This window comes from Streptomyces sp. F001 (assembly GCF_004187715.1).
GTDB lineage: Bacteria > Actinomycetota > Actinomycetes > Streptomycetales > Streptomycetaceae > Streptomyces > Streptomyces flavusporus.
The window spans coordinates 54,822-69,135 of record NZ_QZWF01000015.1 but is presented as its reverse complement, the minus strand read 5'-3'; the positions used below and the strand labels follow the sequence as shown (position 1 = coordinate 69,135).

Annotated in this window: 12 protein-coding genes and 2 pseudogenes; 10 read left to right on the top strand and 4 right to left on the bottom strand. The window is 70.9% G+C overall.

Features of this window, described 5'->3' with window-relative positions:
• Positions 1-21 precede the first annotated feature (21 nt).
• Complete coding sequence (locus StrepF001_RS33920; protein WP_129802014.1) at positions 22-1,470, bottom strand: NAD(P)H-quinone dehydrogenase; 1,449 nt, start codon at positions 1,468-1,470, stop codon at positions 22-24.
• Positions 1,471-1,575: 105 nt separating this feature from the next.
• Between StrepF001_RS33920 and StrepF001_RS33915 the strand changes: the two genes are divergently transcribed.
• The 3 genes from StrepF001_RS33915 to StrepF001_RS33905 all read left to right on the top strand — a co-directional run bounded on the left by StrepF001_RS33915 (position 1,576) and on the right by StrepF001_RS33905 (position 4,662).
• A complete protein-coding gene (locus tag StrepF001_RS33915; RefSeq protein WP_129802013.1) occupies positions 1,576-2,013 on the top strand; it encodes a gamma-glutamylcyclotransferase in 438 nt (145 codons plus the stop codon).
• A 114-nt stretch (positions 2,014-2,127) separates the two neighbouring features.
• Entirely contained in the window at positions 2,128-2,952 is an 825-nt protein-coding gene (locus StrepF001_RS33910) for a purine-nucleoside phosphorylase (protein ID WP_129802012.1), read from the top strand.
• A 78-nt stretch (positions 2,953-3,030) separates the two neighbouring features.
• Positions 3,031-4,662, top strand: coding sequence for a phospho-sugar mutase (locus tag StrepF001_RS33905; RefSeq protein ID WP_129802011.1), 1,632 nt, complete (start codon positions 3,031-3,033; stop codon positions 4,660-4,662).
• A 170-nt stretch (positions 4,663-4,832) separates the two neighbouring features.
• Here StrepF001_RS33905 and StrepF001_RS33900 read toward each other — a convergent pair.
• Together StrepF001_RS33900 and StrepF001_RS33895 are read right to left on the bottom strand one after the other, a co-directional pair.
• Positions 4,833-4,982: pseudogene (locus StrepF001_RS33900) on the bottom strand (IS481 family transposase); the annotation flags it as partial.
• A 186-nt stretch (positions 4,983-5,168) separates the two neighbouring features.
• Positions 5,169-5,863 (bottom strand): annotated as a pseudogene (locus StrepF001_RS33895) (PH domain-containing protein).
• Positions 5,864-5,978: 115 nt separating this feature from the next.
• On the opposite strand from StrepF001_RS33895, the gene deoC reads away from it, so the two are divergent.
• From deoC to StrepF001_RS33875, 4 genes are all read left to right on the top strand, one after another.
• Positions 5,979-6,929: a deoxyribose-phosphate aldolase gene (gene deoC, locus StrepF001_RS33890; protein WP_129802082.1), complete on the top strand. Its 951-nt coding sequence runs from the start codon at positions 5,979-5,981 to the stop codon at positions 6,927-6,929.
• Positions 6,930-6,934: 5 nt separating this feature from the next.
• A complete protein-coding gene (locus StrepF001_RS33885; protein WP_129802010.1) occupies positions 6,935-8,371 on the top strand; it encodes an aldehyde dehydrogenase family protein in 1,437 nt (478 codons plus the stop codon).
• Positions 8,364-9,254, top strand: coding sequence for an aldehyde dehydrogenase family protein (locus StrepF001_RS33880; RefSeq protein ID WP_129802009.1), 891 nt, complete (start codon positions 8,364-8,366; stop codon positions 9,252-9,254). The genes StrepF001_RS33885 and StrepF001_RS33880 overlap by 8 nt, the downstream gene beginning before the upstream one ends.
• Before the next feature lie 305 nt (positions 9,255-9,559).
• Complete coding sequence (locus StrepF001_RS33875; RefSeq protein ID WP_129802008.1) at positions 9,560-10,264, top strand: uridine kinase; 705 nt, start codon at positions 9,560-9,562, stop codon at positions 10,262-10,264.
• A 133-nt stretch (positions 10,265-10,397) separates the two neighbouring features.
• Here StrepF001_RS33875 and StrepF001_RS33870 read toward each other — a convergent pair whose 3' ends face one another.
• The gene (locus StrepF001_RS33870; RefSeq protein WP_129802007.1) at positions 10,398-11,141 is read right to left on the bottom strand and encodes a SigE family RNA polymerase sigma factor; all 744 of its coding nucleotides are present in this window, start codon (positions 11,139-11,141) and stop codon (positions 10,398-10,400) included.
• Positions 11,142-11,403: 262 nt separating this feature from the next.
• Between StrepF001_RS33870 and afsQ1 the strand changes: the two genes are divergently transcribed.
• Genes afsQ1 through StrepF001_RS33855 form a run of 3 tightly spaced genes read left to right on the top strand, consistent with a single transcriptional unit; the run spans position 11,404 to position 14,248 of the window.
• Positions 11,404-12,081, top strand: a complete 678-nt coding sequence (gene afsQ1, locus StrepF001_RS33865) for a two-component system response regulator AfsQ1 (RefSeq protein ID WP_206307014.1) — start codon at positions 11,404-11,406, stop codon at positions 12,079-12,081.
• Positions 12,078-13,643 carry a HAMP domain-containing sensor histidine kinase gene (locus tag StrepF001_RS33860; RefSeq protein ID WP_129802005.1) on the top strand — a complete coding sequence of 522 codons (1,566 nt, stop codon included), beginning with the start codon at positions 12,078-12,080 and terminating at the stop codon, positions 13,641-13,643. The genes afsQ1 and StrepF001_RS33860 overlap by 4 nt, the downstream gene beginning before the upstream one ends.
• Positions 13,643-14,248: a hypothetical protein gene (locus StrepF001_RS33855; protein ID WP_129802004.1), complete on the top strand. Its 606-nt coding sequence runs from the start codon at positions 13,643-13,645 to the stop codon at positions 14,246-14,248. The genes StrepF001_RS33860 and StrepF001_RS33855 overlap by 1 nt, the downstream gene beginning before the upstream one ends.
• Positions 14,249-14,314: the final 66 nt, after the last annotated feature.

Below are 14,314 nucleotides of genomic sequence, written 5' to 3'. Positions count from 1 at the left end.
GCGGGGAGTCGGTTTCGGCCGTCAGCTCTCGGCGGTCGCCTTGCGGGTGTGGAGCTGTCGGGCCACCTCGGCGATCGACCCCGAAAGGGAGGGGTACACGGTGAACGCGTTCGCGATCTGTTCGACCGTCAGGTTGTTGTCGACGGCGATCGAGATGGGGTGGATCAGTTCCGAGGCGCGCGGCGACACGACCACACCGCCGACCACGATCCCGGTCCCCGGCCGGCAGAAGATCTTGACGAAGCCGTCCCGGATGCCCTGCATCTTGGCGCGCGGGTTGCGCAGCAGCGGCAGCTTCACGACCCGGGCGTCGATGATGCCGCCGTCCACGTCCGCCTGACTGTAGCCGACGGTGGCGATCTCGGGGTCGGTGAAGACGTTGGCGGAGACCGTCTTGAGGTTGAGCGGGGCCACCGTTTCGCCGAGGAAGTGGTACATGGCGATCCGGCCCTGCATGGCGGCGACGGATGCGAGGGCGAAGACGCCGGTCACGTCGCCGGCCGCGTACACGCCCGGAGCGGTCGTGCGGGAGACCTTGTCGGTCCAGATGTGCCCGGATTCGCGCAGCTTGACGCCCGCCTCCTCCAGGCCCATGCCCGCGGAGTTGGGGACGGCGCCGACGGCCATCAGACAGTGCGAGCCGGTGATGACCCGCCCGTCGGCGAGGGTGACCTCGACCCGGTCGCCGACCCGCTTGGCGGCGGCGGCGCGGGAGCGGGACATGACGTTCATGCCACGGCGCCGGAAGACGTCCTCCAGCACGACGGCCGCGTCCGGGTCCTCGCCGGGCAGCACGCGGTCGCGGGAGGAGACGAGGGTGACCTTGGAGCCGAGGGCCTGGTAGGCGCCGGCGAACTCGGCGCCGGTGACACCGGAGCCGACCACGATGAGCTCCTCGGGGAGCTCGTCGAGGTCGTACACCTGGGTCCAGTTCAGGATGCGCTCGCCGTCCGGCTGGGCGTCGGGCAGCTCGCGCGGGTGACCGCCGGTGGCGATGAGGACGGCGTCGGCGGTGAGGGTCTCCTCGGTGCCGTCGGCGGCACGTACGACGACCTTGCGTGAGCCGTCGAGGGCCTGCATGCCCTCCAGCCGGCCACGGCCGCGCAGCACCCGGGCACCGGCCCGGGTGACGGAGGCGGTGATGTCGTGGGACTGGGCGAGCGCGAGCCGCTTGACCCGTCGGTTGACCTTGCCCAGGTCGACGCCGATGATGCGGGCGGCCACCTCCTCTGGCGGGGTGTCGTCCGCGACGATGATCCCCAGTTCCTCGTAGGAGGAGTCGAAGGTGGTCATCACCTCGGCCGTGGCGATGAGGGTCTTGGACGGCACGCAGTCGGTCAGTACCGACGCCCCGCCCAGACCGTCGCAGTCGACGACGGTCACCTCCGCACCGAGTTGTGCGGCGACCAGCGCCGCTTCGTATCCGCCGGGTCCGCCACCGATGATCACGATCCGAGTCACGTACTCCATTGTCCCGCACCCTTCAACGTGCGACCGCCCCGGGGCCCACTCCGGCTACCACAGGTACCTGCGGGACGGAAGTGACACACGAGCCGACTGCCGTACGCTCGACCCATGTCCCTCCACGCCGCGTACGCCGCCCATCTCGACGCGCGGCTGATGTCGCGCCGCGCCCCGCACTCACCGATGCGGGCCACGGGGTGGCTGAACGGCTGGCGGCTGACGTTCGGCGGCGAGCACATGGGGTGGGAGGGCGCGCTGGCGACCGTCGTCGAGTCGCCCGGCTCCCAGGTCTTCGTGGCGCTGTACGACATCGCACCGATGGACGAGGAGTCACTCGACCGGTGGGTCGGCGTCGGCCTCGAGGTCTACCGCCGGATGCGGATCCGCGTGCACACCCTCGACGGCGAGGAGACGGCCTGGGTGTACGTCCTGAACGCCTACGAGGGCGGCCTGCCGTCGGCCCGCTACCTGGGCGAGATCGCGGATGCGGCCGAATCGGCGGGGGCTCCGCACGATTACGTGATGGAGCTGCGCAAGAGGCCCTGCTGAGGGCTCGCCGCCCCTCCGCGCGGCAGCTCTCGTCGGAAACGACAAGACAACGATCGCCATCCCGTGACCTCCGTCATCTACGCGCGTAGGCCGAGACCGGCTACCCTCGTGCGCGTGAACGCATCTCTTCTTCCGGACGACATCCAGGGCGACCCGTACGCCGCCGCCGACGCCGCCGCCGCGCGCCTGCGCGAACTCACCGGCGCCGAGTCCCACGACGTCGTCCTCGTGATGGGCTCCGGCTGGGCTCCGGCCGTGGACGCGCTCGGCGCTCCCGACGCCGAGTTCCAGGTCACCGAGCTGCCCGGATTCCCGCCGCCGGCCGTCGCGGGCCACGGCGGCAAGGTCCGCACGTACCGGATCGGCGACAAGCGTGCCCTGGTCTTCCTCGGCCGCACCCACTACTACGAGGGCCGCGGTGTCGCCGCCGTGGCGCACGGCGTGCGCACCGCCGTCGCCGCCGGCTGCAAGACCGTCGTGCTCACCAACGGCTGCGGCGGCCTGCGCGAGGGCATGCGGCCCGGCCAGCCGGTCCTGATCAGCGACCACATCAACCTCACCGCCACCTCCCCGATCGTCGGCGCGAACTTCGTCGACCTCACCGACCTGTACTCCCCGCGGCTGCGCACCCTGTGCAAGGAGATCGACCCCACCCTGGAGGAGGGCGTCTACGCGCAGTTCCCCGGCCCGCACTACGAGACGCCGGCCGAGATCCGCATGGCCCGCGTCATCGGCGCGGACCTGGTGGGCATGTCGACGGTCCTCGAGGCCATCGCCGCGCGCGAGGCGGGCGCCGAGGTGCTGGGCATCTCCCTGGTGACCAACCTCGCGGCGGGCATGACCGGCGAGCCGCTGAACCACGAGGAGGTTCTGCAGGCGGGCCGGGACTCGGCGGCGCGGATGGGCGCCCTGCTGGGTCAGGTGCTCGACCGGCTGTAGGTCACCGTCGGTGGATCACCCGCCGGTGGATGACCGCAGCGCCCACACCGTACGAACACAACGAGAGGTTGACCCGACGTGCACGACGATCTCCTCGCACGGGCCCAGGCGTGGCTGGCCGAGGATCCCGACGCGGACACCCGTGCGGAACTCGCCGCGCTGATCGACGCCAAGGACGTCACCGAGCTGGCCGAGCGGTTCGGCGGCACGCTGCAGTTCGGCACGGCGGGTCTGCGGGGCGAGCTCGGTGCCGGGCCGATGCGGATGAACCGGTCCGTGGTCATCCGCGCCGCCGCCGGTCTCGCCGCCTACCTGAAGAAGCAAGGCCACACCACCGGCCTCGTCGTCATCGGCTACGACGCCCGGCACAAGTCGGAGGACTTCGCCCGGGACACCGCCGCGGTGATGACCGGCGCCGGTCTGCGCGCCGCCGTACTGCCGCGGCCGCTGCCCACGCCCGTGCTGGCGTTCGCCATAAGGCACCTGGGCGCGGTCGCCGGGGTCGAGGTCACCGCCAGCCACAACCCGCCCCGCGACAACGGCTACAAGGTGTACCTCGGTGACGGTTCCCAGATCGTGCCGCCCGCCGACGCCGAGATCGCCGCGGAGATCGACGCCGTACGGTCCCTGAACGACGTCCCCCGCCCCACCGCCGGCTGGGAGACCCTCGACGACGGTGTCCTGGACGCCTACCTGGCCCGCACGGACGCCGCCCTGGCCCCCGGCTCCCCCCGCACCGCCCGGACCGTCTACACGGCGATGCACGGCGTCGGCAAGGACACCCTCCTCGCCGCCTTCGCCCGCGCCGGCTTCCCGGAGCCCGTTCTCGTCGCCGAACAGGCCGACCCGGACCCGGACTTCCCCACCGTCGCCTTCCCCAACCCGGAAGAGCCCGGCGCGATGGATCTGGCCTTCGCGAAGGCCCGCGAGACGGAACCGGACCTGATCATCGCCAACGACCCGGACGCCGACCGCTGCGCAGCCGCGGTGAAGGACGGCGCCGACTGGCGCATGCTCCGCGGCGACGAGGTCGGCGCGCTGCTCGCCGCGCACCTCGTGAGCCGCGGCGTACAGGGCACCTTCGCCGAGTCGATCGTCTCGTCCTCCCTCCTCGGCCGGATCGCCGAGAAGGCGGGGCTCCCCTACGAGGAGACCCTCACCGGCTTCAAGTGGATCGCCCGCGTCGAGGGCCTGCGTTACGGCTACGAGGAGGCCCTCGGCTACTGCGTCGACCCCGACGGCGTACGCGACAAGGACGGCATCACCGCGGCCCTCCTCATCACGGAACTCGCCTCTCGGCTCAAGGCCGGGAACCGCACCCTCCTGGACCTCCTCGACGACCTCGCCGTGGAGCACGGCCTGCACGCCACCGATCAGCTCTCGGTCCGCGTGGAGGACCTGTCGGTCATCGCGAACGCCATGCGCCGCCTGCGCGAGCAGCCGCCCACCCGTCTGGCGGGCCTGGCGATCACCAAGGCCGAGGACCTCACCCAGGGCACCGAGAAGCTCCCGCCCACGGACGGCCTGCGCTACACGCTCGACGGCGCCCGCGTGATCGTCCGTCCGAGCGGTACGGAGCCGAAGCTGAAGTGCTACCTGGAGGTCGTGGTCCCGGTCGCCACCCACGCCGGCCTCCCGGCCGCCCGGGCGAAGGCGGCGCAGCTGCTGGCGGCGATCAAGCGGGACCTGTCGGCAGCGGCCGGTATCTGAGGCGCCAGGCGCCTGCCCTCCCGCCGAGTGCACCTGTGAACAACAGGCGTCGGGCAGCCAACGCGGCGGCCCGGCGCCAGACAGGACGGTAAAGGCCGGACAGGACGGTGAAGGACGACTTGTTGCCGTGCGGGTCCGGTGACAGCCCTTCGCGCGGCCCGATGACGGCCCTAGGTGTATTGACCCGTGAGGTTGGGGACGCGGCTGGCGGGTGGTTGGCCTTTCAGCGCGGTGTGTCCGCGGTGGTGATTGTAGGTGTGCAGCCACTCGGGGAAGGCGTCGCGTCGTTCCTGCTCTGAGCGGTAGGGGCGGGCGTAGGCGGCCGGTCTCGGTCAGGGGTGCATTACGGTGGGGCACGAGGGCCTTTCTGTTGGTGTAGACGTCGCAATCCACACCGAACCGAAAGGCCCTCACCCGTTCAAGATCCCCCAGCCGAGACCTGCATCACCCGTCCACAACCTCCCGGGACAGAACACCTAGGCCCCGACTCGCCGTACCGCCCCCGCTCACCCCACAGCCAGCAGAATCCCCAGCAACACCGCCCCGGCGACGGCCGGCCCGGCGATCTCGTAAGCCCAGCGCACTGTCACCTCGCCCTGCGCGGTCTTCGCCTTCTCCCGGGCCTCGAGTATCTGACGCAGGTCATGGATGATCTGGTCGCTCTCGGCACGGACCGGCCCGTCCGGCACCGCACTCCCGCCCCCAGGCCCGAGACCGCCACCGCCCGAGGCCCTGGACGCCACCCGACGGCCGCCCGCCCGCTCTGCTCCGCCTCCCGCCGGGCCTCCTTCCGCGCCGCCCGCTTTCGGCCGCGCAGCGAGACGGGAATGGCCCACAGCTGGTATTTCGCGCCGGACTTGGCGACGACCTCGTTGGTGTATCCCGACCGCAGCGAGGCGACCTCGCCCCAGGGCAGCACGATGACGCGGAACGGGTTGCGCACCCGCAGCCGGTCCTCACCCGCGAACACGGCGGGCCGGATGGTGAAGGCGACGACCAGCGGCACCACGAGGAGCAGCGCGGCGAGCGCCCGCCAGGGTGTCCGGCCCTCGCCCGCCACGATCGCGTCGATGCCGAGCCAGGCGGCGAGGGCGAGCAGCAGGACGCCGCCGACGAGCGCCATGGGCGACCGGTAGATACGGTCCCTGCTCTTGGGGCCGGGCGGCTGCGGCGCTGGTGACTGGTGGTCCGGGGTCATCATGCCCCGATTCTGCACGATACCGTCGGCATCGCTCATGCGCGGTGGGTTCCTGCAGGAGGGGTGGGCAGGAGGGGTGTACAGCCGCTACGCGCGTAGATATGCTCGTCTGGTGACCATGCCCACCTCTGCACACACCCTCACGGACGTGGCGGCCTCCGACAGCACGCTGCGCCGCTTCCTGCACGGGCTGCCCGGCGTCGACGCGGTCGGCCTGGAGGCGCGCGCCGCCTCGCTCGGCACCCGTTCCATCAAGACGACCGCCAAGGCGTACGCCATCGACCTCGCCATCTCGATGGTCGACCTGACGACGCTGGAAGGCGCGGACACCCCGGGCAAGGTCCGGGCGCTCGGCGCCAAGGCGGTCCACCCGGACCCGACGGACCGTACGACCCCGGCGACCGCGGCCGTCTGCGTCTACCCCGACATGGTGCCCCACGCCAAGGAGGCCGTCGCCGGCTCCACCGTCAAGGTCGCCTCGGTCGCCACCGCGTTCCCGGCCGGCCGCGCCCCGCTCGCCGTGAAGCTGGCGGACGTGCGCGATGCCGTGGCCGCGGGCGCCGACGAGATCGACATGGTCATCGACCGGGGGGCGTTCCTCTCCGGCCGGTACATGAAGGTGTACGACGAGATCGTCGCCGTGAAGGAGGCCTGCGGTGCGAGCGCCCGCCTGAAGGTCATCTTCGAGACGGGTGAGCTGTCGACGTACGACAACATCCGCCGGGCCAGCTGGCTCGGCATGCTGGCGGGCGCCGACTTCATCAAGACGTCGACCGGCAAGGTGGCGGTGAACGCGACCCCGGCGAACACCCTGCTCATGCTGGAGGCCGTACGGGACTTCCGTGCGCAGACCGGCGTCCAGGTCGGTGTGAAGCCCGCCGGTGGCATCCGCACCAGCAAGGACGCCATCAAGTTCCTGGTCCTGGTCAACGAGACCGTCGGCGAGGACTGGCTGGACAACCACTGGTTCCGCTTCGGCGCCTCCTCGCTCCTGAACGACCTGCTGATGCAGCGTCAGAAGCTGGCCACCGGCCGCTACTCCGGCCCCGACTACGTGACGGTGGACTGATCACCATGGCATCCGCATTCGAGTACGCACCCGCGCCCGAGTCCCGCGCCATCGTCGACATCGCGCCCTCCTACGGCCTGTTCATCGACGGTGAGTTCACCGAGGCGGCGGACGGCAAGGTCTTCAAGACGATCAGCCCGTCGACCGAGGAAGTCCTCTCCGAGGTCGCCCAGGCGGGCGAGGCGGACGTCGACCGGGCGGTGAAGGCTGCCCGGAAGGCCTTCGAGAAGTGGTCGGCGCTGCCCGGCTCCGAGCGCGCCAAGTACCTGTTCCGCATCGCCCGGATCATCCAGGAGCGCAGCCGTGAGCTGGCCGTCCTGGAGACGCTGGACAACGGCAAGCCGATCAAGGAGACCCGCGACGCGGACCTCCCCCTGGTGGCCGCGCACTTCTTCTACTACGCGGGCTGGGCCGACAAGCTGGAGCACGCCGGCTTCGGACCGTCGCCGAGGCCGCTGGGCGTGGCGGGCCAGGTCATCCCCTGGAACTTCCCCCTGCTGATGCTGGCGTGGAAGATCGCCCCGGCGCTGGCGACCGGCAACACGGTCGTCCTCAAGCCGGCCGAGACGACTCCGCTCTCCGCGCTGTTCTTCGCGGACATCTGCCGCCAGGCGGGTCTGCCGAAGGGCGTCGTCAACATCCTCCCCGGCTACGGCGACACGGGCGCCGCGGTCGTCGCGCACCCGGACGTCAACAAGGTCGCCTTCACCGGCTCCACAGCGGTCGGCAAGGAGATCGCCCGTACGGTTGCGGGCACGAACAAGAAGCTCACGCTCGAACTGGGCGGCAAGGGCGCGAACATCGTCTTCGACGACGCCCCGATCGACCAGGCCGTCGAGGGCATCGTGAACGGCATCTTCTTCAACCAGGGACAGGTCTGCTGCGCAGGCAGCCGTCTCCTGGTGCAGGAGTCGATCCAGGACGAGCTGCTCGAGTCGCTGAAGCGCCGCCTGTCGACGCTCCGCCTGGGCGACCCCCTGGACAAGAACACGGACATCGGCGCGATCAACTCCGCCGAGCAGCTGGCCCGTATCACCGCACTCGCCGAGCAGGGCGAGGCCGAAGGTGCTGAGCGCTGGTCCCCGGCCTGTGAACTGCCGGAGAGCGGCTACTGGTTCGCCCCGACGCTGTTCACGAACGTCACCCAGGCGCACACGGTCGCCCGGGACGAGATCTTCGGCCCGGTGCTGTCGGTGCTGACGTTCCGCACGCCGGACGAGGCGGTCGCCAAGGCCAACAACACCCCGTACGGACTGTCGGCGGGCATCTGGACGGAGAAGGGCTCGCGCATCCTGGCGGTCGCGAACAAGCTCCGCGCGGGTGTCGTCTGGTCCAACACGTTCAACAAGTTCGACCCGACCTCGCCGTTCGGCGGCTACAAGGAGTCGGGCTTCGGCCGCGAGGGCGGCCGCCACGGCCTGGAGGCGTACCTCGATGTCTGACGCGACCCGACTCTCCGTCTTCAAGACCTACAAGCTGTACGTCGGGGGCAAGTTCCCCCGCTCCGAAAGCGGCCGGGTGTACGAGGTGACCGACTCCAAGGGCAAGTGGCTCGCCAACACTCCGCTGTCCTCCCGCAAGGACGCCCGTGACGCGGTGGTCGCCGCCCGCAAGGCGTTCGGCGCGTGGGCCGGGGCGACGGCCTACAACCGCGGCCAGATCCTCTACCGCATCGCCGAGATGCTGGAGGGCCGGCGCGAGCAGTTCGTGCGCGAGGTCGCCGATGCCGAGGGACTGTCGAAGTCCAAGGCGGCGGCAGTGGTCGACGCGACGATCGACCGCTGGGTCTGGTACGCGGGCTGGACGGACAAGATCGCCCAGGTGGTGGGTGGCGGCAACCCGGTCGCCGGGCCCTACTTCAACCTCTCCTCCCCGGAACCGACGGGCGTGGTCGCGGTCCTGGCCCCCCAGAAGTCCTCCTTCCTGGGCCTGGTCTCGGTGGTGGCCCCGGTGATCGCGACCGGCAACACCGCGATCGTGATCGCCTCCGAGAAGTCCCCCCTCCCGGCACTCTCCCTCGGCGAGGTCCTGGCCACCTCGGACCTTCCCGGCGGCGTCGTGAACGTCCTCTCCGGCCGTACGGCGGAGATCGCGGCCCCCCTGGCCGCCCACCAGGACGTCAACGCGATCGATCTCGCGGGCGCGGACGACGAACTGGCGAAGGAACTGGAGATCGCGGCGGCGGACAACCTGAAGCGCGCCCTTCGTCCACAGCCTGTGGATTACACGGAGACCCCGGGCATCGACCGCATGACGGCCTTCCTGGAAACGAAGACGGTCTGGCACCCGACGGGTTCCCTGGGCGCCTCCGGCTCGTCGTACTGAGAAAAACCAGAGACCGGAGAGCCGCGCCTTCCCTCCGTCCGGGGGAGGCGCGGCTCTCTGCTCGCGGGTCAGCGCTGTGCCGCCAGTCCCGTCGCCTGTCCCACCACCGGCACGCTCCCGACCGACGGCGCCTGCGCCACCGGGCCGGTGGCGTGGCGGAGGCCTGGAAGCCCGCCCGGGCGTCGGTCCTGCCAAGGGAGACGGGGTGGTCGGCCGGGCGGTCGGCTTCTGGGGAATGTGGTGCCGGGCCATCTCTGCTGCCACCTGCATTGGGTAATCAGGTCGACGCAGAGAGTCGTTGAGGTGTGACGCACGCATCAAAGGCGACCCGCAGGGTCGTCCGGGAGTCGATCGATGCCTCACACTGGTGTCCCGTGAGTCCCCATCCACCCATACCCACCCGGGTCGTGCTGCTCTGCGGCCCGTCCGGCTCCGGCAAGTCCCTCCTCTCCGCCCGCTCCGGCCTGCCGGTGCTGCGGCTCGACGACTTCTACAAGGAGGGCACCGACCCGACGCTGCCGCTGGTGACGGGGAGCTCCGACATCGACTGGGACCACCCCGAGTCGTGGGACGCGGGCGCGGCCGTCGCCGCGATCGAGGAACTGTGCCGCACGGGCCGTACGAACGTCCCGGTGTACGACATCTCGCTCAGCGCCCGCACCGGCGAGGACACCGTCGACATCGGCCGGACCCCGCTGTTCATCGCAGAGGGCGTCTTCGCCGCCGAGATCGTGACGCACTGCCGGGAACTCGGGATCCTCGCCGACGCACTGTGCCTGAGCCGTGGCCCGGTGCGGACCTTCCGCCGGCGCTTCCTGCGCGACCTGAAGGAGGGACGCAAGTCGGTCCCCTTCCTCCTGCGGCGCGGCTGGCGGCTGATGCGCGCCGAGCGGTCCATCGTGGCCCGGCAGACCGCGCTGGGGGCGTACGCCTGTGACGGGGACGAGGCGATGGGGCGACTGGCGGACGCGGCGGCCGGGCGGTGCGCAACGGCTCGGACGGCGGCCTGAGGCTTACGGCACCTCAGCGACGCACACACGAGAGAGCGGGACTGGATGGACCCCCCGGCCCTCCAGTCCGCTCCTTCACCACTCCCCCGTGGTCCCCCCCGGACCCCGTACTCCCCCGTGTTCCCCCCGACCTTCAGGCGACAAGCTCCCCGAAGGCGTCCTCCTCGTCACGGCCGAAGCTGAGGACCTCGTCCTCGCGCAGCCGGCGGAGCGACCGCCAGATGCTGGACTTCACCGTGCCGACACTGATGTCGAGGATCTCCGCGATCTCCGGGTCCGTGCGGCCCTCGTAGTAGCGCAGGACCAGCATGGTGCGCTGGAGCTCGGGGAGCCGGGCGAGCGCCTGCCACAGGACCGCGCGCAGTTCCGTGCCGCGCATCGCGTCCGTGTCGCCGGCGGTCTCCGGCAGTTCCTCGGTCGGGTACTCGTTCAGCTTGCGGCGGCGCCACGCGCTGATGTGCAGGTTGGTCATGGTGCGGCGGAGGTATCCGCCGACCGCCGCCTTGTCACTGATCCGGTCCCACGCCTTGTACGTCGAGAAGAGGGCGCTCTGCAGCAGGTCCTCGGCCTCGAAGCGGTCGCCGGTCAGGTGGTAGGCGGTTGCGTACAGGGAGGCGCGGCGTTCCTGGACGTAGGCGGTGAACTCCGCCTCGGTCAGCGAGCGCCTCTCCCCCGATTCCTCCCCGTACGCGGCTCCCCCGTGCGTTTCCCCCGTGAAACCGTCAACCACCGTCATGTACGCGGTGTGCTGACGCCCGGTGCCGCGAGCGCACCCCCGCCCGCTCACGGCACCGGACTTCTCGGAACCCCGGTGCGTGCTCACGTCGTGCAGACGCGTGACCACTGCGCTGGTGCTGGTGCCGTGCAGCGTGTTCATCTCGCGCCCCCCGTCGTGGACTTGCCGGTGTTCGGCCCTGCTCCGTCTTGCTTCCGTGCTGTGTCCAAAAGCTTGCCCGGGGACCTTCATGGCCGTGTCCGCCGACTGTCACAGAGCTGTCACAGGGCCCGCTCGTATGTCGGTCGTACGAGACACACAGCGCGGCGTACGAGACCCACAGCACGGTCACTCAGAAGAGCCGTACGGCTACGCATCCGCCCGAGTGTCGAAACGCCACCCCACCATGGGCCAGAATGAGCCCGTGCCTTCCCTGTTGCTGATCGAGGACGACGACGCCATCCGTACGGCCCTGGAGCTCTCACTGACGCGCCAGGGACACCGCGTGGCGACCGCTGCCAGCGGTGAGGACGGTCTGAAGCTGCTGCGTGAGCAGCGACCGGATCTGATCGTGCTGGATGTGATGCTGCCCGGCATCGACGGGTTCGAGGTGTGCCGGCGCATCCGGCGCACGGACCAGTTGCCGATCATTCTGCTGACCGCGCGCAGCGATGACATCGATGTGGTGGTCGGGCTGGAGTCCGGGGCCGACGACTATGTCGTCAAGCCCGTGCAGGGGCGGGTGCTCGACGCGCGGATCCGGGCGGTGCTGCGGCGCGGCGAGCGGGAGTCGAACGACGCGGCGACGTTCGGCGGCCTCGTCATCGACCGTGCGGCGATGACCGTGACGAAGAACGGCGAGGACCTCCAGCTGACCCCGACCGAGCTGCGGCTGCTGCTCGAACTGAGCCGGCGGCCGGGGCAGGCGCTGTCGCGGCAGCAGCTGCTGCGCCTCGTCTGGGAGCACGACTATCTCGGCGACTCGCGGCTGGTGGACGCCTGTGTCCAGCGGCTGCGTGCCAAGGTCGAGGACGTGCCGTCGTCCCCGACGCTGATCCGAACCGTGCGTGGTGTCGGCTACCGGCTGGATCCACCTCAGTGACGGACCGGCAAGGGGGAACGCGCGGCTGGGCCGCGGCACGCAGGGGAGTTCTGTCGACGCTGCGTTTCACCAGTCTGCGGCTCAGGCTGATCGTGGTGTTCGGGCTGGTGGCGCTGACCGCCGCGGTGTCCGCGTCCGGGATCGCGTACTGGCTCAACCGCGAGGCCGTGCTCACCCGTACCCAGGACGCGGTGCTGCGGGACTTCGAGCAGGAGATGGAGAACCGCGCGGGCGCGCTGCCCGAGCATCCCGGCCAGGACGAACTCCAGCGCACCGCCGGTCAGATGGCGAGCAGCAGCCAGCGTTTCAGCGTGCTGCTCGTCGCCGAGGACGCGAGCGGCAGGACGGTGTACGGCAGTTCCGGCGGCCTCAACGACGGCTTCGCACTGGAGGACGTACCGAAGTCGCTGCGCAAGGCCGTCAACAAGCAGCAGCCGCTGACCTCGAACAACAAGTCGCCGTACCACCTGTACTGGCAGCGGGTCGTCGATGACGGCACGCCGTATCTCGTCGCGGGTACGCGGGTGATCGGGGGCGGGCCGACCGGGTACATGCTCAAGTCGCTGGAGCCGGAGGCGAAGGACCTCAACTCGCTGGCCTGGTCGCTGGGGATCGCCACCGGTCTCGCACTGATCGGCTCGGCGCTGCTCGCGCAGGCCGCCGCGACGACGGTACTGAAGCCGGTGCACCGGCTGGGTGTCGCCGCGCGCCGGCTCGGTGAGGGCATGCTGGACACGCGGCTCAGGGTGTCCGGGACCGATGAACTGGCCGATCTGTCCCGGACGTTCAACCGGGCCGCCGAGGCGCTGGAGAAGCGGGTCGCGGACATGGCCGCGCGGGACGAGGCGTCGCGGCGGTTCGTGGCGGACATGAGCCATGAGCTGCGTACGCCGCTCACCGCGATCACCGCCGTGACCGAGGTGCTGGAGGAGGAGCTGGACTCCGAGGGCGGCGGCATCGACCCGATGATCGAGCCCGCGGTGCGGCTGGTGGTGAGCGAGACACGGCGGCTGAACGACCTGGTCGAGAACCTGATGGAGGTCACCCGCTTCGACGCGGGCACCGCCCGGCTGGTCGCGGACGACGTCGACGTCGCCGACCAGATCACCGCCTGCATCGACGCGCGGGCCTGGCTCGACGCGGTGGAGCTGGACGCCGAACGCGGCATCCACGCCCGGCTCGACCCGCGCCGACTGGACGTGATCATGGCCAACCTGATCGGCAACGCGCTCAAGCACGGCGGTTCGCCGGTGCGGGTGTCCGTGCGGGAGGCGGACGAGGAGGTCGTGATCCAGGTGCGGGACCACGGGCCCGGCATCCCCGAGGACGTCCTGCCGCACGTCTTCGACCGGTTCTACAAGGCGAGCGCCTCCCGGCCGCGTTCCGAGGGCAGCGGGCTCGGCCTGTCCATCGCCCTGGAGAACGCGCACATCCACGGCGGCGAGATCACCGCCGCCAACTCCCCCGAGGGCGGCGCGGTGTTCACGCTGCGGCTGCCGCGGGACGCCTCGGCGCTCGCGCAGGCGGCCGAGGAGGAGCGCTCGGAGAAGGGGGACGCCTGATGAAGTCAGCTGGACGTCTGCTGGCGCTTCCCCTGCTCGCGGGGCTGCTCGCCGGGTGCGGGATCCGGGCCACGGAGGTGCCGACGGACTTCGGGCCCGCGCCGTCGCGCGCGCACTGCTCCCTCACCGGGGCGGACATCACCACCCAGTCCTCGCGCGGGATGCCGGTGCAGGTGTTCCTGCTGTGCGGCTCGTCGCTGGTGCCCGTCGACCGGGCCGTGCGTGTCCCCGAGGGCGCGGCGGACTCCAAGCGGCGGGTGCTCGTGGCGCAGGGGCTGCTTGACGAGCTCGCCAAGGCGCCGTCGGCCCGGGAGAAGGAGGCCGGGTACTCCACGGACGTACGCGGCGGTATCACCGTGAGCGGTCCGGGCCCCAGGGACCCCGAGGACACGCTGCGCCTCACCACCGCCCCCGAGGCGCTCACCTCGTACGCCCTCGCCCAGATCGTCTGTACGTTCTCCGACTCGGCGGCGGCCGAGGGCGACGGTTCGGTGATCCTCGGCGGCCCGAGCACCGAGGAGCCCCGCCGCTACGAGTGCACGGACGAGGTGCGCTCCCGGCCGGGCTCGGTGGAGCCGCCGTCGACGGAGGTCACGGGCGACTGAACCCGGGTGTGGCGCAGGCCTCATCCGGGTAGGGGGTGACAACCCGGAACCGATGGTGCCGAAGGC